13 protein-coding genes and 3 pseudogenes are annotated in these 20,113 nt (G+C 44.2%); 8 read left to right on the forward strand and 8 right to left on the reverse strand.

What is annotated here, in order from left to right:
* Positions 1-157: 157 nt before the first annotated feature.
* From XI25_RS07655 to XI25_RS07665, 3 genes and pseudogenes are all read right to left on the reverse strand, one after another.
* Positions 158-1,591, reverse strand: a complete 1,434-nt coding sequence (locus XI25_RS07655) for an extracellular solute-binding protein (protein ID WP_235439728.1) — start codon at positions 1,589-1,591, stop codon at positions 158-160.
* A 42-nt stretch (positions 1,592-1,633) separates the two neighbouring features.
* Positions 1,634-2,525: pseudogene (locus XI25_RS07660) on the reverse strand (carbohydrate ABC transporter permease).
* Positions 2,526-2,553: 28 nt separating this feature from the next.
* Positions 2,554-3,513 carry an ABC transporter permease gene (locus tag XI25_RS07665; RefSeq protein ID WP_082112260.1) on the reverse strand — a complete coding sequence of 320 codons (960 nt, stop codon included), beginning with the start codon at positions 3,511-3,513 and terminating at the stop codon, positions 2,554-2,556.
* A gap of 321 nt (positions 3,514-3,834) precedes the next feature.
* Here XI25_RS07665 and XI25_RS07670 point away from each other — a divergent pair, with 321 nt between their 5' ends.
* Positions 3,835-6,174: an AraC family transcriptional regulator gene (locus XI25_RS07670; RefSeq protein ID WP_235439729.1), complete on the forward strand. Its 2,340-nt coding sequence runs from the start codon at positions 3,835-3,837 to the stop codon at positions 6,172-6,174.
* A gap of 633 nt (positions 6,175-6,807) precedes the next feature.
* Here XI25_RS07670 and XI25_RS07675 read toward each other — a convergent pair.
* Entirely contained in the window at positions 6,808-7,176 is a 369-nt protein-coding gene (locus tag XI25_RS07675; RefSeq protein ID WP_046678086.1) for a stalk domain-containing protein, read from the reverse strand.
* 327 nt (positions 7,177-7,503) lie between these two features.
* Positions 7,504-8,532: an XRE family transcriptional regulator gene (locus XI25_RS07680; protein WP_235439730.1), complete on the reverse strand. Its 1,029-nt coding sequence runs from the start codon at positions 8,530-8,532 to the stop codon at positions 7,504-7,506.
* Positions 8,533-8,986: 454 nt separating this feature from the next.
* Here XI25_RS07680 and XI25_RS33300 point away from each other — a divergent pair, with 454 nt between their 5' ends.
* The 4 genes and pseudogenes from XI25_RS33300 to XI25_RS07695 form a co-directional block, all read left to right on the forward strand.
* Positions 8,987-9,142, forward strand: coding sequence for a hypothetical protein (locus XI25_RS33300; RefSeq protein WP_160308890.1), 156 nt, complete (start codon positions 8,987-8,989; stop codon positions 9,140-9,142).
* 180 nt (positions 9,143-9,322) lie between these two features.
* The gene (locus XI25_RS31140) at positions 9,323-9,727 is read left to right on the forward strand and encodes a hypothetical protein (RefSeq protein ID WP_152669085.1); all 405 of its coding nucleotides are present in this window, start codon (positions 9,323-9,325) and stop codon (positions 9,725-9,727) included.
* A 400-nt stretch (positions 9,728-10,127) separates the two neighbouring features.
* Positions 10,128-10,706, forward strand: a complete 579-nt coding sequence (locus XI25_RS07690; protein WP_046678087.1) for a hypothetical protein — start codon at positions 10,128-10,130, stop codon at positions 10,704-10,706.
* 135 nt (positions 10,707-10,841) lie between these two features.
* Positions 10,842-11,480, forward strand: a pseudogene (locus tag XI25_RS07695) (IS256 family transposase); the annotation flags it as partial.
* Between the two features lie 238 nt (positions 11,481-11,718).
* On the opposite strand, the gene XI25_RS34300 reads toward XI25_RS07695, so the two are convergent.
* Positions 11,719-11,832, reverse strand: coding sequence for a putative holin-like toxin (locus XI25_RS34300; RefSeq protein WP_235439731.1), 114 nt, complete (start codon positions 11,830-11,832; stop codon positions 11,719-11,721).
* 342 nt (positions 11,833-12,174) lie between these two features.
* Here XI25_RS34300 and XI25_RS31970 point away from each other — a divergent pair.
* Positions 12,175-12,454, forward strand: a pseudogene (locus XI25_RS31970) (polymorphic toxin type 50 domain-containing protein); the annotation flags it as partial.
* 146 nt (positions 12,455-12,600) lie between these two features.
* Here the strand turns inward: XI25_RS31970 and XI25_RS07700 are convergent.
* On the reverse strand, positions 12,601-12,888 hold the full coding sequence (locus XI25_RS07700) for a hypothetical protein (RefSeq protein WP_046678088.1): 288 nt from the start codon (positions 12,886-12,888) through the stop codon (positions 12,601-12,603).
* 914 nt (positions 12,889-13,802) lie between these two features.
* The gene (locus XI25_RS07710) at positions 13,803-15,188 is read right to left on the reverse strand and encodes an XRE family transcriptional regulator (protein ID WP_235439732.1); all 1,386 of its coding nucleotides are present in this window, start codon (positions 15,186-15,188) and stop codon (positions 13,803-13,805) included.
* A gap of 473 nt (positions 15,189-15,661) precedes the next feature.
* On the opposite strand from XI25_RS07710, the gene XI25_RS07715 reads away from it, so the two are divergent.
* Both XI25_RS07715 and XI25_RS07720 read left to right on the forward strand, forming a co-directional pair.
* Positions 15,662-17,614, forward strand: coding sequence for a BglG family transcription antiterminator (locus XI25_RS07715; protein ID WP_046678090.1), 1,953 nt, complete (start codon positions 15,662-15,664; stop codon positions 17,612-17,614).
* Between the two features lie 245 nt (positions 17,615-17,859).
* Complete coding sequence (locus XI25_RS07720; protein WP_046678091.1) at positions 17,860-19,869, forward strand: fructose-specific PTS transporter subunit EIIC; 2,010 nt, start codon at positions 17,860-17,862, stop codon at positions 19,867-19,869.
* Positions 19,870-20,113: the final 244 nt, after the last annotated feature.

The raw sequence follows: 20,113 nt of genomic DNA on the forward strand, positions 1-20,113 counted from the left end.
ACAATCGCTGTTATAGGTTTCATGGTGTTTCTCCCTTTAATATAGTCGTCAGAGGTAAAGTACTTACTGGCTGCTCATTTTTGCGTGATAAGCTTCGGTCATTTCATCCGATATCTGCTTAAGTGTTGGATCATTGCGCAGCTGTTCGATAAACTTATCATAGTTTTCGATCGTATCTTTGCCAATGATGACTTTGATGCGCATATCGTCCACTTTTTTTCTTAATATCAGGATAGTACTTGTTATAGGCTTCAGAATACAACTCGTTGCCAGGGTTTGACGTTTTGATTGTTTTGCGCTCATTCACGATTTCAACGTTGCGGTTATAGACATCATCCGGCATGCCGACGGCGCCAATCGACATATCATCGCTGATGAGATGGAACAGGTTGTTGAAATTGCCATCGCCCAAATGGTCTATTTCGCTTTGAGGCGTCGGGATTTTACGTCCATTCTTGATGGTGTAGTGCTCGCCTTCGATACCATAGGTAGCCAGTTCATTGCCTTCTTTACTGTATCCATAGTCAAAAAATTCCATAATTTTCTTCATTTTTGCCTCAGGAACCTCTTTAGGAATCAGGTAAACGCCATAATACGGCACTCCGGATGGCGTATATTTCTCCCCAGCAGCGTTTTCCAGATAAGTAAGCGGCATGTAGTCGGCTGTAGGAACAACGTCGCGGATTCTCGATCCGGTTACCCAAGCATGGTTCATAGATTGGGAAGTACCGCCTGCTTTACCCCCGCTGATCAAATCAACCGTTTGCGAGTATTGCATAATGGCAAAGTCTTTCGGGAACAAACCCGCATCAAATGCTTTTTTGAGCCAGAGCACGGCATCGCGGGATGCATCCTCGGTAATGACCGGGACGAGCTTATCATCCTTCAGCTTCCAATCTCCCTGAGTTCCGTTGAACACGCCGTAAACGAAGTTCACAGTACCATGATTGGCTGCATATGGAATTTCATCAGCCTGTCCGTTTCCGTTCGGATCCTTCTCCTTGAATGCTACCAGCACATCAAAAAGTTCATCCATATTCGTAGGTGTTTGCAATCCTAGAGTATCCATCCAGTCCTTGCGCAAGATCGGGAATGCTCCACCGCCATAGCTTGGATAATACCGCGGGATGACATAGTTTTTGCCCTCCACTTTGGATACGGTCCACATTTCTTCCAGATTCGGTGCGCTAAGATTCGGATAATCCTTGATATACGGCGTCAAGTCCCAGAATGCGCCCTGCTGGATCATCTTCTGCAGTTGCGGATTGGTTAGCGATTCAACGAACGTCACTTCAGGCAGATCGCCGGAAGCAAGCAAGACATTAACTTTATCTGTGGCCGATGATGGCGGCAACCAGGTGATATCAAGCTTGGTGTTGGTGCGTTTCTCGAATTCTTTCCAGATGACATTGGTATTGTCAACAAATTCAGTGGCGTAGTTCAGCGTTTGAATCTCGATTGGCGTCGGTTCGGATGAATCGGTCGATGCATCCTTGGAACCGCCGCATGCCGTCAGCAGAACGCTAGCGCTCAGCATGACCAGCATGGATTTCATCATCAAAGATTTCTTTTGTTTTCTTGGTGGATTCATTTTCTATAACCTCCTTTTAATTTAGCAATGCCTGTATATCAATCATTCCTTCACAGAACCGACCATAGCGCCTTTCGCGAAATGCTTCTGGAGGAATGGATACACCAACATGATAGGGGTGGTTGCAATGACGATTGCAGCCATTTTCAAGGTTTCCGTCGGCAGCTGCCTGTTCATTTGCATGGATACAGCCTGACTGCTGCCTCCGCCGCCCATGGTGGTCGGGTCGACAAGCATGTTTTGCAACAGCACCTGCAGCGGCCACTTCGACTGATCATTAATGTACATGACGCCATTAAAATAAGTGTTCCAGTAGCCGACGGCAAAAAAGAGTCCGAAGGCGACGATAGCAGGAAGCGAGAGCGGAATAATGATTCGCCAGAAAGCGCTGAGTTCAGTACACCCGTCAATGCGGGCGGCTTCATCGAGACTGTCCGGTATGCTGTCAAAAAAAGCCTTTCATCAAAAGCACGTACCATGCGCTCGTAAGTGTCGGGAGAATGAGGGACCAGACGCTGTCAATCAACCCCAGGTTTCTCACGACCATATATGCAGGGACAAGCCCCGGCGAAAACAAGAAGGTTACCATGATCATGAACATTATTGTTCTGCGGAAACGGAGCCGCCGGCAGGAAAGGGCGTATGCCAGTCCCCCTGTGACAATGAGGCTGAGTGCTGTTCCAACCGTAGCTAGAAAAGTGCTAACCAGAAAGGAATCCATGAACATGCCGTTTCCCAGCAAGTATTTATAAGCATCCAGTGACCAGTCATGTGGCCACAGAATCAAATCGCGGGTGTAATATTCCGTTGGATCGGTGAATGAAAGTATGACGGTATAGTATAACGGGAAGAGCATCGCCAAGCTAATCAGGAGCAGTAGCCCGGTGTTGACTATGTTAAGCAAGCGATCCTTCCATGACGAATTATAAATCATTAGTTGACTCTCCTTTCCAAGCTACCCATTAATACAAGCTCTCTTGGCCGAAGCGTTTGGCAATCTTGTTCGCGCTGATGACCATGATTAGGCCTACAACCGATTTGAACAGACCGACTGCGGTACTGTAACTGAATTCACCTTGACGGATGCCAACACGATATACGTAAGTATCGAATACTTCAGCCACATGGGCTACCGGTGCGTTCATCATTAGATAGATCTGCTCGAAGCCCGTATCCAAGATGCTGCCGAGACGGAGAATGAGCATAATCATAATGACGTTTCGCATCGCTGGCAGCGTGACATGCCACATTCTGCGGAAGCGTCCGGCTCCATCGAGAACGGCTGCTTCATACAGTCTGGGATCGACGCCGGCGATGGCGGCAAGGAAGATGATCGTGCCCCAGCCTACCTCTTTCCAGATCGACTGTGCGGTCAGCAAGCCCCAGAAGTAATCGGGATTGGATAAAATATCGATCGTGTTCTTATCCATTGCGACTAACAGCTTATTGACCAAGCCCTCGGACTGGGAAAACATTAGGTAGGTGAGACCGTAAATTAACACCCAGGACAGAAAATGAGGGATATAGACCAGTGACTGTACTGTTCGTTTAAAGAACTGGTTACGGACTTCGTTCAACATAAGCGCAAGGATAATCGGCGCCGGGAAAAAGAAAATCAGGTTCAAGAAACTGATGGCCAGCGTATTGCGCAGCAGCATCCAGAAATCGGGATTCGAGAAAAACCGGGTGAAATGCTCAAATCCGGCCCACTCGCTTCCCGCAATCCCAAGGTACGGGGAGTAATCCTGGAAAGCGATGATTAAATTGGTGATAGGGATGTACTTAAAGATAATGAAAAACAAAATGCCTGGCAAAGCCAGAAGGTACAGGTACTTATCTCGTTTCAAGTCCGGCCATAACGGTCGTTTGGGTTGTAGCAACTGTGGTTGTTGCAACTGTACTTTCGCCTTTGGTGCTCGCATCTGGCTACCTCTCTTTCCTTGGATCAAAAGTAAACACATAACCAAAATGTAAGGGTTTACAACATTTTCGGCAATTTGACTTTATTTCAGGCGTGCCAAAAGGCTTTGATATGTTGTTGTTACAAGCTTTTTTCGGATTTCGTTTCAGGCGATTGCACTTTTTTTGACGAGGGCCTTTTTTTGGGGGATATTGCCGAAAAATCACGTTTTTTTTCTTATTGAAAGCCTTTTCATATCAACTTCATTTCGATATGATGGATTAAAACATGATTACGAATTTTCAGCGTTCATCCGAATGGGATACGGTCAGGAGTGAGAGGTTTGGGTAAAGAGTGGACGAGGAAACTCGCGTCAAAAGGAATCATGTACTGGAAAACCATTGCGCTTGCCATATTGCTTACATGCGTTCCGATTTCTTTTGTGAGCTTCATCAGCTGGCATGTCGGTAATCAATACCTCATCAGGCAGCATCAGCAGAACAATGAAGAACTGGTGAAGGATACTGTGCGGCAAATTGACGAGCAGTTTTCCCAGCTGGTTCAATATGCCCTGCATATGATTTCCAATCCTATACTAAAGCCTTCCCTTGCCGATACGAACTTTGTGGATCAGTTTGAAAAGACGCAGGAATTAAACGATACGCTGTATTTTATCGAGAACGGGGATCCGCTGATCGACCAGGCTTACCTGTATGTAGAGAAGCAGAATATGATTATGCAGCCTCTGCTTGGTCTCCGCCCGCTTGATGACCCGGTGGATTCGACTTCCTGGAAAAACATCATGCATGACGAGAATGGGATTTTCTGGACGAATCATCTGGACCGGCCCTTTCATCAGGGAGGCTCGTCGCATGCAATCGTGGTGAAATTGCCTTTTAACAGCCAGAAGCCGTACGGGGCGCTTGTTCTGTACATCAACCCCTCTATGGTGAATCTGAATGCCAATTCCGAGCAGGTAGCCTTTGTTCTGGATGGGGAAGACACCCTGGTCGCCCAATCCGATGCGAGCAAGCAGTATCCGGAGGTCATTTCCGATATTCAGGAGGCGCTGAGCACCACCAAGCGTTCTTACAATACCCAGATGCATTTTCAGCTGCCGGTGAAGAATGACACATTGCTAGTGAGTTCGGTATCTTTTCAGAAATTGGGGGGGATTTGGACCTTTGTCTCAGGTACTCCTTCCTCCGCAATTACGGCCCCAACAGAGACATACAAACGTGTCGTGCTTATTTATTGGGGCGTTTCCCTGCTGCTGGCTCTTGCCCTGAGCTGGTTCGCTTCCAAAAGCATGTACAGACCGATCCGCCGGATGGTGGATTTATTCAAAGAGGGCAAATCCGAGACGACGACGGAAAACAACGAACTAAAATATATCGAGGAAAAATGGCGACAGTACCGTTCCGTGAACGAAACGCTGCAAAGCAATCTGAACCAGTCCATTCCAAAGGTCCGTGAGGCGCTGATCAACCAATTTCTATCAGGCCAGGCGGCCCATCTGACGGAATCCGAGATTGCCGAGAAGCTGCAGGGCCTCAAGCTGGATATTACGCAGCAGCATTTTTTCATCATTGTGTGCCAGCTCCATTCCCTCAGCGAAGATCGCGGCCAGCTAACGTCCAAGGACAGCGAGCTGCTCACTTATGCCGCAGTCAATCTGCTGCATGAAATGTCTGAGCGTCTGGCTTCCTACGTACATACCATCGATTTTATGGACGGATCCTTCGCCGTCATCGGGTTTGTACCGGCAGCTTCGCCCGTTGAAGATCTGAAGCCGCCGCTTATGGAATTGAGCAAAGACATGATCGATACGCTTCGGGATGTACTGCATATGCCGGCAACCATCGTCGTAAACGGCCCGGCGGGGGTCTGGACGGATGTTCCTTACCTACTGGAACAGGCAAGAAGAGCGTTGAGCTATCGCAGCTTTACGTCGGAAAGCCAGCTGCTGGAGGCGGCCGTGGTGCTAAAGCAGTCGCATCTGGAGGTTAAGTTTCCTTTCGAGCTGGAACAGGAGTTTACGTATACGCTGAACCTGGGTCTTGAAAAAGAGGCTGAGGACATCCTGATCCGGTTTGTGGAGGCACTTCAAAATGACGGGGCGCCGGAGTGGGTCGTGCATCAAGGTCTGATGCGCCTGAAGAACAGCTTGTACCGTTCCATGCTGCAGTCCAATCATAATCCGTACGCGCTGTATGACGGCGTGAAATTGCAAAAGGAGCTTAAGGCGCTGCGGGATTCGCATGCTTGCATAGAGTGGTTCCGCGTCAGCATTATCAAGCCGTATATCGAAGTGCTGAACAAAAGCTATCATCAGTCCATGAAGCATATCGTGGATAGAATCATTCAGATGATTAACGAGAATTATATGAGCGATCTGTCGCTCGAGACCTTCGCCATGGAAGCGGGCATGAGCGTGTCGCAGCTGAGCAAGGCTTTCAGGCAGATGACGGGCTCAAATTATATCGATTACTTGACTGAGATCAAAATGAACCACTGCAAAAAGCTGCTCGTAACTACCGATATGAAGATCAGCGAAATTGCTAAGGCGGTCAGCTATCAGCCACCGTATTTTAACCGGATGTTCAAGAAATTGGAGGGGATGACGCCAGGCCAGTACCGGGAGCAATTTAATTCCGTTCATGAGCATAAGAAACAGGCGTAAGGCTACCGCTCGCTCCTTTTTTTAAACAAAATTTAAATTTCCGCTCCCCTTACTTTTAACCTCTATCAACTAGGATAGATGATGAGGTGAGAGGAAAATGAAAAAATATCGTACAAACCAAAAAGAAAAAAGTTTAGATTTTGGAAGTTAACTGGATATACATTTATAATCATCGAAGCCATACTCTTAAGTTGGATCGCTTACCACCATGTCATGTCGATGGTTGAACAGAATAAATACCCAGCGTTAGGGCAATTGGTAGAAGTGGATGATAAGAAATTATAAACCTCTTGAAGCACGAAGGTAGATGTCGCATTCTTTTTTTGAACCAATCTCCATAATCCTTGACTTTATATATTTTCCATTCCTTCACGTTTTTCGGATTCTGCACGCCAATTTGAAGATCGGAAGAGCTTTTCTCATCAATGTAAAATAAAATGTCTTTGCCTGCAGGGGCATTTTCACCAAGCTGTGGCACATAAGCAGGCTGAACAAGTCTTACAAAAAAAGGAACGGGTTTTAGCAGTTTGTTCTTTAGTTGTTTCGCTGCTTTTCAGAACAGGGATTTGATCTGCCGTTTTCACGGTTGTATCTGCTTCTAAGTCCGTGCTTAACAGTCCACGATAAACTTCATTATAAAGCGTGGTTAAATGATACAAAAAAGGCTCGATTTGCATCTTTCGCCACATCGGCATTTTCGGGATTGGGCGTAATAAAGATATCCTTTCCGCGTTGAAGAACGAGTCTTTCAATGGACTTCTCCTTTTTCCTTTCCTCGACCGTTACGGTTTTTGTTTCCGAATCCCACTCCACTTGTTGATGCAAATTTTCAGCAATGACCCTCAGTGGAACGAAAGTCTTCCCATCGATCATTTTCACTTGCTCCGTTGTATTTATGGTTTTACCGTGAATCTTTAAGGTAAATCCGTCCGCAGCATGGGCAATCTGAACCGCTCCCAGAACCAATAAAGCTGCGCCTACAGTAACCCATCTTTTTTTCACAATCCTTATCTCCTTTAAGGGTTATTTGATTTTGGCTCCACATGCCATCTAACCTTGTCATCATCATTTCCAACGCGGATTCTTTATATAAAACACCTTGGTTTTGAAAAAGTTATGTTTTTCTTTACTGTCTTTAGAATAAAAGATTGCTGCCGAGAAGATCGGAAATTTGCTGTAAGATGTCGTTAGCATCGGTAGAGGAGGGAGGCGCGGCCGCAGGACAATCAACATGCTTTTCCAAGGCCCACAGCAGAGAGAAGCAAACATGAAGTGTGGGGCAAGCTCTCCCTACAGCTAATGTTATGGATGCCTTACTTTAGGAAAGGTCTATTTTTCAGGAACGAGAATCCTCTTACTTTTTTGTTCACTTCGTATTGCTGCATATCTTTGCAGAACGGAATAGCTTAATTTAGATCGGATATGCTCTATCGTCGTGCAGCATCTTGCGATGTTAACAGAACTATTGATGCGATATGAAACTTCCAAACCGTCCAATATATATTGGATTCCTTTGAGTATGTTATTCCTCCGTAAATAATATTCTCCGATATCGGTCAGGAAATTGGCGAAGCGGTCATCTATAAGGTGTCCGGGATAACTTCCGACTGTTCCCCCTCGATGAAGATGTTCCCTGATCAAACCCTCAAACCTTTCTAGATATCTTTCAATTTCAAAATGAAACATGTTAGCCGCTTGAATGATTTTAAATAAAGCTCTTAGTACTTCGTTCTCCCTGGAAGATACATACTCAATGTATGGTTCTAGCACTTCTATGTTGCCTTTCATCAGTTCATATAGATAACGATTGCCTCTAGCCCATTCACAGAACTGCTCTTTGGTTCGTTCGGCAGTTTCATCTGATTCTATAATCCAGCTTTGATCCTCATAACAGGATAAATAATAGAGTGCTTGATCATAATCATCATTATCGGCAGCTATGGAGCCTAACAGCAAATCGGAGTATAAAATGTAACCGAACAATGGCTTGGCTGGCTGCGTATGTTTCCTGTTCGACCTGTTTTGGTCATGTTTCTGGGCATACAGCATTCTGGCGATGCGTCCCATTTCTAGGGCATAAGTTTTTGCCTTATTCCACTTACGTAAGGACAAAAACGTGTTGGTCAGATCCTTTAAAGCATCTAATTGTACTTTATCGGGCACTCGCTGAATATAAGATTCAAACTGTATGGCGCAGTCCAGATTATTTTCTTGATCCATCATCATATCAATAGCCTGAACGATGCAGTCAAGTTTTCCTAATTCGGCACATCGCATGATAAACGGGCCTAGTCGTCTCCAATTAGGAGATGATTCATTTACATATAAAGAATAAAAATATCCTTCTTCTAAATTCATGGCTCTTGTTATTAAATCAAGATTTGAAAGAGACATTGGCTGTTGCCCATTGATGAATCGACTGAGCGTTCCCGAATTAATCCCTGATTTATTTGCAAAAGAGGAAATGCTTAAATTTTTCTTTCTTCAAGTAACGTAATAGTTCCGTGCTGATCGTTATGTCTGTAGGTACCAGTGATATCACCTCCAGATTTATATTCCATATTAAGGGAAATAACTTATATAAGTAATTTAATGTGTGTTAAACCATTGATCAATAGCTTTTATAAGATATGGGCAGGTGAATTTTATTTTAGAATTGAGCCACCCATTAAGATTTGATCGCTATTAGATCCTGCTGTCTTTATGCAAAATGCTCAATTATGACAATGATGAATAAATTCAGGACCTTGGAATGTTTTCCAATTATTTGTATTTGGGTATAATTTGCTTAGCAAATAATGGAGTGATAAAAATGCCCAAAATCCAGGTTCCACCCGAGTTGCTGATTCAAGTCGCTGAGAAGTTCCGTATAGAGTCCCTGCAAATGGAATGGAGAATAAGTTCACTGGACCATCAAATGAATACCATGCTGATGTGGGAGGGAACGACGCGGCAGCGTTTTTTTTGAAGACTTTTTATAGAGCCCGCAGTGAAATGACCCGGACGATTGAGCATATGAGATCAATTAGTGATGAATTAAAAACGCATTGCCTATAGATTTATATTAGTAGATGAAGAGCTATTACCTCTTGCACTGGTAGGCAGCAAAGAGGAGCCCAAGACTTGGCTTGAAGAGGCCTGGGGTAGCTTGAAAGAATTAGGAAACGGAATAATGGCTGCTTCTAATGAGAGATATGATAAACGGTATTCTTCGGTGTGGAGCTTTTTGGATTACTGGACAGCTGGTATACCTAAAGGTGCTTACCAAGGTTATGTGGAAAGAGCTGATAAGCTATTTGATTCCCCGAATGACTTCGCCAATGGTATGACTTTTGGAGTACATGGAACTTTTAGAGAAGCCATTTTTCCTACAAATGCATGGTCTACAGAACATGTTGCTAGTATTATTGGAGCAGCAGGAATTGCTACGGGTGCAACAGTACCTCTTATGAAACCGAAAGATTTATTGAGTCCAAGGGTTAAGTATGAAGTTAGAAGAGGTAATGATGGATTGAAGCATGGTGGAGATGGAGGGGGGAACGCCGAAGGCTGATGGGGTCGGAGATGCTAAAGTATATGATACAGTTCCTAATGATTCATATGCATATCGGGAATATAAAAAAAACATTGATGAAAGATGATATTATTAGTAATTCAGAAAAAAATTATTAATGGAGCAGAGTTTTGGGATCAAAAGGCTATAAAACATATTGACGAAGAATGGTTCAGATATAAATGACTGGTGGAAAATGGAGTCAAAAATATTCATATAGTACAGAGTTTGGCGAGGGAAAAATTCATTATTATCAGAATGTTAAGACTGGTGAAATAAGTTCATTTGATAGTAAACTAAAAGTACCAAAACCCAAAAGACTTTAGGACAGATACAAAAGATTTATTTTGGATTATAGATCTAGATGAAAATTTCATTCCTACGAAAATGAGGTGAGATAATGCGAGTAAAGTGTATAGAAAATAGCAATAAGCCTAATTTAACTATAAATAAAATATATACAGTTTATGAAGGTGAGTTCATAGCAGATGCTTATGAAAGACTGTATATTATGTTTAAAATTCAAAATGATTACGGAAGTGTAATTCCGTATGATGCAAAGTATTTTGAAATCAGTTCAGATAAAAATCCTAATTATTTTGAAAAAGAAATATCAGAAAATAAGTATAGGTTTACTCATAAATTTATTAGTTATGACAAGTTTTGGTCAATGCTATATGATGAAGCAGGTACTTCAGTAGATGATTTTAGGAGTGCAAAGAAAGATATATACAAATTAGAAATGAGCAGAGAAGAAATATGTGAAATAATAAAGGGAGATAATCAAGATGAACTAGACATTATATTTGAGTTATTGTTAGAAACAAAGGATAGTAACTTTATTGAAGAGGTTATTAGGTTATCACATAGGGAAATGAATAAACGTATGTTTAATCAAAATGTAGAAACAGCATTTTTGTATTTGAGTGAATTTAAAAATGATTATGTTAATAACTTTTTTTATCGAATACTTATCTGAAAATGAAAAGGGAAATGAAAAACTAGATAAAAATCGTAAGTGACTATTTTAACAGTTAAGAGTGACGAGTCTGTAAAATAGTCTGTGTAAACTCCCAAATCTATATGGAAAGTAATGGAAATGTTGGGAGAGCACATGGGACTTTGGACAAAAGAGCAATTGCGAGCCTTTATTAAGGAGAATAAGCTGGTAACAGCACAGGACGCGCAGAACGCTTTGAAAGAGCTGTTTGCAGAGACAATTCAGGAGATGCTCGAGACAGAACTCGATACGCATCTAGGTTATGAGAAGCATGAAGTTAAAGCCAAGGTGACGCCAATAGCCGGAATGGCAAGAGCAAAAAGACGGTGGTCAGCAAATACGGAGAGCAGGAAATAGCGGTCCCCGGGATCGGTTGGTGAGTTGAGCCCCTGGTGGTACAGAAGCATCAGAAGAACGTGACAGGCATTGAAGACCAGATCATCGCCCTTTACGCCAAAGGTGTCAGCACAAGGGAGGTTCAGGACCATCCCCAGAACCTGTACGGCATCGAAGTCTCGCCCACGCTCATTTCCAACGTCACGAACAAAATCGTACCACTCATTAAGGAATGGCAGAATCGTCCTCTCCAAGGAGTGTACGCTGTTGTGTACATGGATGCGATTCACTTCAAAGTAAAGCAGGACGGGGCCATTGTAAACAAGGCTGCCTACATGGTCATCGGGATTGATCTGAGGGAACAAAGATGTGCTATGTCTGGGGTTAGAACGAAGGGATAGGGGGAGATGGACATCAAGTTCAGCACATGGGAGTCTACTAGGATTCTTCCAGGCTATCATTGGTGCTCACTCGTCTTTTGAATATCTTGGAGATTTTTCTGTGTTTACAAAACTGGGTAATAATATGGTACAATATGTATATAATAAAGAGGAGCGAAGATGCTGGAACATCCTCACTCCTAACAACAGCCGCTTTTAAGGGCGGTAGGCTGTACAAGGTTCAGAAATAGGTCGTCACCCTTGCCTAGGGCGGCCTATTTCTTTTTGTTTTGGTTCAATGCTAAGACAATCGTTACGACCAACCCGATCAGCGTCACAAGCAGCGAACCGAATTGGATCATTAATGTCAGAGCATCCTTAACCTCCACTAGGCATCACCTCCCTTCAGGGAGACTAGCCGACCGCCCATACTAGCCATTCTGTTGTTATGGTTAATTATACCATGATTGAAAGAAAAGCGCCTATTATCCAAGAGCGATGTCTTATACATATCTGATGAAGGAGATTCAGAAGATACTTTCCTAATCTTTAGTTGAAAAAGTCCGAGGGAGGGCCCTCCTAGGTATTTAGTTTCATCTCCCTCTCATAATCCTCAATTAGCCGAAGGCTTAACATGAAGCGCCCTTTCTAATGCGGTAATCGTTAGCAGAGAGGGTGCTTTTTTCGCCGTACCCCTGCTCACTGATATAAGACCGATCTACACGGGAATACAGGCTCAAGAAAAGCATATTCCTAATACTCCAAATTACAAACAAGAAATAGCAAATGGACAAAACAAGAGCATTTTCTATGGCGATAATAAAACTGCACAAGAATTGCTTGATAAGTTTGCAGGAAAAGGAACCACTGTCACCAAAAAAGAGAGAGTGGACTTTGGTGAACCAATAGGAAAATACTATGACCCTGTGACAGGACAATATAGAGACTCATAGAGATATACATTATGGAAAAGATGGTGCTCATATAGTACCAGCTAAACCATCAGAATAAAATAAGAAAAGAGGATGTCTATGTCTGATTTACTGTTGACAATCCAAACTGTCAAATGAACGGCTGCAATTAAAAAAAGCACCCACAACCAAACACTTTTTAAAATGTCAGTATACGGGTACTCGCTATTGAAGAGTTACACTTGTTTATTTACTTACACTAACTACTTTTATAAATTTGCTATATTCTTCCTTCGCAATAATAGCAAAGGGATCTGATCTTAACCAATTGAATTCTTCCTCAATAATATCATTCATACTTACAGTAGCTTGAATAGTAATTCCGATATAATCCTTAGATTTGTTCGGGTCGATGCTATCGAATAATTCTTTGTTGGGCACCTCATAAACTCGAACATTATCTTTAATATTATACCTGTCAATATAGTATTCGCTATCTAATGTGAGTTTAATATAGTTTTTTTTCTTTTTCAACGTATTTATCCAGAATGGTAATATCAGCGAATCCAGTATAGGAAACAATATTATTCTTATAATATTGCTTTTCTTGTACAGAAGATACAATTATAGGAGTAAGTATAATCAACAGGAACAAGATTATGGACATCAGGATTACAGAACTTCGTTTCATAATATTCACTCCCAATTAGTAAAACATTGACCACTCAATTGAATGGTCAATGTTCATAAGTCTTTATCAGTAACTCAAAGTATAAACATTTGTATTATAGCCCACATTGGAAGAATTCGGTGTGACAGAAATGCTAGCAGGACCGAATCCAATTCCATAGCTATAACTGCCACCTGAAGAGGTATCGTGAACATAAGATATAGCGATTTTTTTCACTGGACTTGAAGCGTCTATATCAGCTTGGAAATAGAAATTACCTTTAATGAAAATAGGGAAATCAGGAGTGCCGAGAGTGCTTCCCTTGTGTTCATAACCAGTTAAGCTAGAACTAGAACTCATAGACAGATAGAGCAAGAAGCATCAGATTGCAGGCAGCTTGTGCAGTATAACCAGACAGTTCTAGTACGGCAGGAGCAAGAACTTGAAGATGCAAAGGCAGCAGCGGTAAAAATAGTTCAGGATGCAGAAGAGCGTCTGAAACAAACAAGGCAGATAGCTGAAAAAAGTCGCTCAGCTTGCAGAACTGGAGGGCTAAGCAGATGAGTAACCACATACCTCAAAAATATCAAGGCGTGATGCACGATCTGTCGCAGAAGCATAAGGGAACAGGCAAACGAATTGAACTACCAGCCACCTTGACCATGACTGTTTGTGGTGGACATCGGGATAGGAGGAATCGGTTTTGATGGATCCGCTGCAGTTAGGCTACCCGGCAACACAAGGACTCCTACGAAGCTAAGGATGAATGATAGTATCACTAACTTTTTTTTTCATAGCGATAATAAACCTCCTTCATTATTGCAGCATATTTTTGGAGAACTGAATGACTAAACTTATGTCGAAAATGCTCAATCGTCGTGCAGCATCTTACGATGTTAGCAGAACTATTGATGCGATATGAAACTTCCAAACCGTCCAATATATATTGGATTCCTTTGAGTATGTTATTCCTCCGTAAATAATATTCTCCGATATCGGTCAGGAAATTGGCGAAGCGGTCATCTATAAGGTGTCCGGGATAACTTCCGACTGTTCCCCCTCGATGAAGATGTTCCCTGATCAAACCCTCAAACCTTTCGAGATATGTATCAATCTCAAAATGATGGATCTTAGCCGCTTGAATGATTTTGAATAAGGCTCTTAGGATTTCGTTCTCGCGGGAAGAAATATACTCGACGTACGGTTCAAGCACGTCTGTATTTCCTTTCATGAGTTGATACAGTAAACGGTTGCCTTTGGCCCAATCGCGAAACTGCGCTTTGGTTTCTTCAGCCCTTTCATCCGTTTCGATAATCCAGCTTTGATCCTCGTAGCGGGATAAATAATACTGGGCTTGATCGTAATCGTCGTTATCGGCAGCTATGGAGCCTAACAGCAAGTCGGAGTATAAAATGTAACCGAACAATGGCTTGGCTGGCTGCGTATGTTTCCTGTTCGACCTGTTTTGGTCATGCTTCTGGGCATACAGCATTCTGGCGATGCGTCCCATTTCTTGGGCATAAGTTTTTGCCTTATTCCACTTACGTAAGGACAATAACGTGTTGGTCAGATCCTTTAAAGCATCTAATTGTACGGCTTCGGGTACTCGCTGAATATAAGATTCAAACTGTATGGCGCAATCCAGATTATTTTCCTGATCCGAGTTTAAGGAGCATGTAAATATCCTATAATGGCACAAACTTAACCGCTCGGAGTGCTGATATTTTTCACCTTCTGCAACCTTCTTGTAAATAATAAGGGCTGCTTCTTTGTTTCCTTTGTGATATAACTCTTCTGCACTGTCAAAGAGCAGAGGGGAATAAGCCGGATTATCCATCATCATATCAATAGCCTGAACGATGCAGTCGAGCTTTCCTAACTCAGCGCATCGCATGATAAACGGGCCTAGTCGTCTCCAGTTAGGCGATGATTCATTTACATATAAAGAATAAAAATATCCTTCTTCTAAATTCATGGCCCTTGTTATTACATCAAGATTTGAAAGAGACAGTGGCTGCTGCCTGTTGATGAATCGACTGAGAGTTCCCGAATTAATCCCCGATTTATTTGCAAAAGAGGAAATGCTTAATGCTTCTTTCTTTATGTAACGTAATAGTTCCGTGCTGATGTCTGTAGGTACCAGTGATATCACCTCCAGATCCATGTTCCATACCAAGGAAAATGACTTATATAAGTAATTTAATGCATGAAACACCATCGGTCAATAGCTTATATAAGTTATTTGTAAGTGGGTTTTAGTGAAGAGGTACTGGAGATTTGTGGAGGGATATTAAATTGCCGGACTATAAACTCCTGCGCTAATGTGCTTATCGATTATTATACAAGTTAATTGCATACATTAATTCTCTAACCTCATTTACATGTTTTTGGACATAAAAAGAGCCCTGAATGTAAAAAAAGGCATACCGAATAAGTAATCAGACTAAATTACGATATATGCTCAGCTTTTCCGTCGACATGCCATTCTTTCGATCCATTTCAAACTATTAATTTCGAGTAACATACCAGATCAGATTGCCATGGATTAGAGACACGGATATGATATACGTAGGACAATGTACCTGGTACCTGCTCCACGTTAGTGAGCTCTCCAAATAAGTTGAATAGGAGATCGGAATGAATAATAGGCAAAAAGAGATTGTTCGTAAATTATTAATGGAACCGAACCGGCTGTGGCTCGTTCAGGATCTGGCGGATCAGACCGAGTGCTCGGAAAAAACGATCCGAAACGATCTGAAGGTGATTGAAGAATATATAGTTAAGCACTCCAGTGGCCAGCTGGTGAAAAGGCCGGGACTTGGCGTCTATCTGGAGATCGGGGAAGCGGATCAGGCTGATTTATTCCATCGCTTGTATTCCAACGAGAGTACCAACGAGGATGAATCCGATGAGGAAAGGGTGCTGCACCTGGCCTATCGGCTCTTGATGAACGCGAAACCCGTAACCATACAGAACCTCGCTTCACGGTTTTATGTGAACAAGACGATTATCCGTCGGGATATGGAGAAGATTGAGGACTGGCTGAGCAGCTTTGATCTGAGCTTAATCACTAAGCAGCGCGTTGGTTTAATGATCGAGGGCTCGGAGAAGAACAAACGGATGGCGCTGGCGCGGTTGAACCAGTTGATCAACCGTCCGGAGTTGACGGGACAGTTGATGCGTAACCAGTATGAACCGCACGAGATTGCAACCGTATACAATGAGTTGAAGGCGTTGCAAAAGCAGCATCAGCTCCGCTTCACCGATGAAACCTTTGAAAGCCTGATGCTGCATATTCTGCTCATGGTCAAACGGACCAAGCTGGGACAGCCGATTTCGCTCTCTGGACAGGACATTGCCTTTTTGGAGAACAAGGCGGAATTTGCATGGGCTACGGCATTTTTAAGGCAGCTGCAAAAACTGTTCGCCGTCCCTTTTTCCAAGGAAGAAACCGCTTATCTAACCCTGCACCTGCTTGGCGGGAAGTTCCGATACACGCAGGAGGACGGAGGCGCCCGGCGGAGCGATCTGGCAGACAGCCACCCCCTGTTGCCACAATTGGTTGAACAACTGATTCGACGGATGTCGGAGCTGAATATGATCCCTTTTTCCAAGGACCAAGTATTATTGGACGGGTTGAAAGTGCATTTGTACACGACCATGAACCGTCTCCATTATGGTCTGGCTGTGTCCAATCCGATGCTGGCTGAGATCAAAAAGATGTATCCCTATATGTTCGATCGGGTCATCATGGCGCTGGAAGAGGTAGGGGGAGCGCTCCATCTGCACTTTCCCGAAGAGGAAGCCGCATATTTGACGCTGCACTTTCAGGCGTCTGTGGAACGGCTTCACCAGAACGAAAGCCACCCTCAGAAGGTCATTATTGTGTGTCACATGGGCGTTGGGATGTCCCAATTGCTTCTCGCGAAGGTGGAACGGAGATTCCCGTCCGTGCATGTGGAGACAACGATGTCGAGAGCGGAAGTGCAGGATTATCTGGCAACTCATGAGGTGGATCTTGTCATTACGACCGTTGATCTGCCCGAGCTAAAATCACCTTACATCCTCGTTTCCCCACTGCTAGAGGCCAATGACGAGCGCAAGCTGGAGCAAGCGATCCGGCGGCTTGATGAGCCGGACAGCAGGGCGGCCGAGGAATCGGTCTTTTTGAAATATACGACACCTTTTCTCGTCTTTCCTCAGCAGGAGGTAAAACGTCCAGAACAGTTAATCGCCAAGTTTGCGCAACTGCTGGAGGACAAAGGGTATGTCGAGGAAGGGTATACGAAAAGTGTGCTGGATCGTGAGAATATGTCTGCTACGACGATTGGGGGAGGCATTGCCATCCCTCATGGCAGCTCGGAGCGGGTTAAACAGTCCTGCATCGTTGTTGTGACATTGAAGCAGCCGATTACCTGGGGAACCGAGAAGGTAGAGCTTGTGTTCTTGCTTGCGGTTAAGCATGATGAGCGGAAAGAGATGCGGCAGCTGTTCAGGGAATTGTCACGGATCAGCGAGCAGCCGGCATTGGTCAGTGCGTTGTCTAAGGAGACGGACGTGATGCGATTGTTGAACACGTTGAAAGGGTAATATTAGTATTAGAAACTTTGATGATGAAGCAGGACGGTATACGTCCTGCTTTTTATATTTTTGGGGGTCACCGCAAAGTACTTGGAATAAGCATCGTAGATAGGCTCCACTTTGTGGGGATATTATATTGCGAAATAAACCTGTTTTTCCGGAAGTTCCGGTAAAAAGTTCATCCGATAACAGCGCTTTCAGCGTGTACACTATAAATGTAAGCGGGATCATGACAGCAAAGGAGAATAAGTATCATGAAAATATTAGCGATTACTTCATGTCCTAACGGAATCGCACATACGTATATGGCCGCTGAGAATCTGCAGAAGGCAGGCGCGAAGCTGGGCGTTGAGTTGAAGATCGAGACCCAAGGCTCTATTGGCGTGGAGAATCAATTCACGGAGCAGGATATCCGTGAAGCCGATGGCATTATTATCGCAGCGGATAAAACGGTGGTGAAGGACCGGTTTGTCGGTAAAAAACTGCTTGTCGTTGGTGTGCAGGATGGTATCCGTCGTCCAGAAGAGCTGATCCAACAGATGATAAAAGGGGATGTGCCAGTCTATCAGGCACAGTCCAAGTCAGTCGAAGATACAGGAGAGAACAGACCTAAACAAAATCCGATCTACCGTCACTTGATGAATGGCGTATCCTATATGGTACCGTTTATCGTGATCGGTGGGCTGCTTATCGCAATCGCCCTGACGATGGGCGGCGTGAAAACGCCGGGTGGTCTGGTGATACCGGAAGATTCCATCTGGAAAACGATTGAGAGTATCGGCGCGGCTGCGTTTACCTTTATGGTTCCGATCCTTGCCGGATTTATCGCCATGAGTATTGCGGACAGGCCGGGCCTTGCACCAGGTATGGTCGGCGGGTTCATTGCTGCGAACGGCAGCTTTTATGGAAGTGAAGCGGGAGCGGGATTCATCGGCGGGATTATTGCCGGTTTCCTGGCGGGTTATGTTGCACTTGCTATTAAAAAGATCAAGGTTCCTCGGTCGTTGCAGCCGATTATGCCCATAATCGTTATTCCGGTGCTGGCTTCTCTAGTTGTAGGGTTAATCTTCGTCTTTGTAATTGGTGCTCCAGTTGCAGATCTGTTTGAAGCGTTAACCGTCTGGCTCGCGGGAATGCAGGGCACAAGTTCAATTCTGCTCGCGCTTATTCTGGGCGCGATGATATCTTTTGACATGGGTGGTCCCGTGAATAAGGTTGCGTTCCTGTTCGGCTCGGCCATGATCGGTGAAGGAAATTATCTGATTATGGGACAAATTGCCGTTGCCATCTGCGTTCCTCCGATTGCGATGGGACTGGCAGCAATGATTAACAAAAAGAAGTTTACACCTGCGGAACGAGAAGCAGGAAAAGCAACATTTACGATGGGACTGTTCGGGATTACCGAAGGAGCGATTCCATTCGCGGCGCAAGATCCTCTACGCGTCATCCCAAGTATCATGGTCGGTTCGATGGCTGGTTCGGTAATTGCGATGTTTGGCAGTGTCGGTGACAGTGTAGCCCATGGCGGGCCCATTGTAGCCGTACTCGGTGCCGTTGATAATGTGTTGATGTTCTTCCTCGCTGTCATGGTCGGCGCAGCCGTATCGATTATCATGGTGAGCTTGCTCAAGAAAGATGTTGCAGGTGTGACTCCGGCAGTTGTTGGAGAAGGTGCAAAAGAAACTCCGGCCGGTGTACGTAAAGAGTTGGCCGTAGACGTGGCTGCACCCTTGGCTGCGGAATCGGCCGAAGTGGCTCCAACCGTAATGAATAACGCTACAGCAACGGAGGCATCTGCTATCCGCGTTGAGAAATTGACGGATATTGTAACACCGGATCTCATTAACCTCAATCTGGTCGGAACGACACAGGATGCTGTTATCGACGAAATGATCGGTATATTGGAGCGGAATGGGGCGGTAAGAGCTGACGGAGATTTTAAACAGGCCATCTTAGCCCGGGAACAAGAAAGCTCCACAGGCATCGGCATGAATATTGCGATCCCTCACGGTAAATCGGATGCTGTCCTGAAACCAAGCGTGGTCTTTGGTATCCAGCAGGATGGCGTCGACTGGAAGAGTCTGGACGGCAGTGAAGCCAAACTGATCTTCATGATTGCCGTGCCTCGTAATAGCAAACAGAATGCGCATCTGAAAGTGCTGCAAATGTTGTCCCGCAAGCTGATGGACGATGATTTCAGAGAAGCGCTTTTGGCAGTTAAAACGAAGGAAGAAGCGTATCAATTGTTGGATCAGGTGCATTAATTCAAGGCAACTGAGTGACTTCACCTAGCCATTAGTTGGGTGGGCAAAAATAGCCAAGGAGCTTGGCTTATAGCAGAAGGATAATGGCTGATCTGTTGGAGTTACCCTGCTATTATCTCATCATATTAGGGTCCTATGGAACTATTCCAATGAAGCCAGCCTCGCACAGAAATGAGCGGGGTTGGCTTTAATTTTGCCCATGCTTGAACCGGAGTAGGCATTACATCTGTGGGTGATAACAGCA

The organism is Paenibacillus sp. DMB20 (genome assembly GCF_000987955.1).
In the GTDB taxonomy this organism is placed as follows: domain Bacteria; phylum Bacillota; class Bacilli; order Paenibacillales; family Paenibacillaceae; genus Paenibacillus_AQ.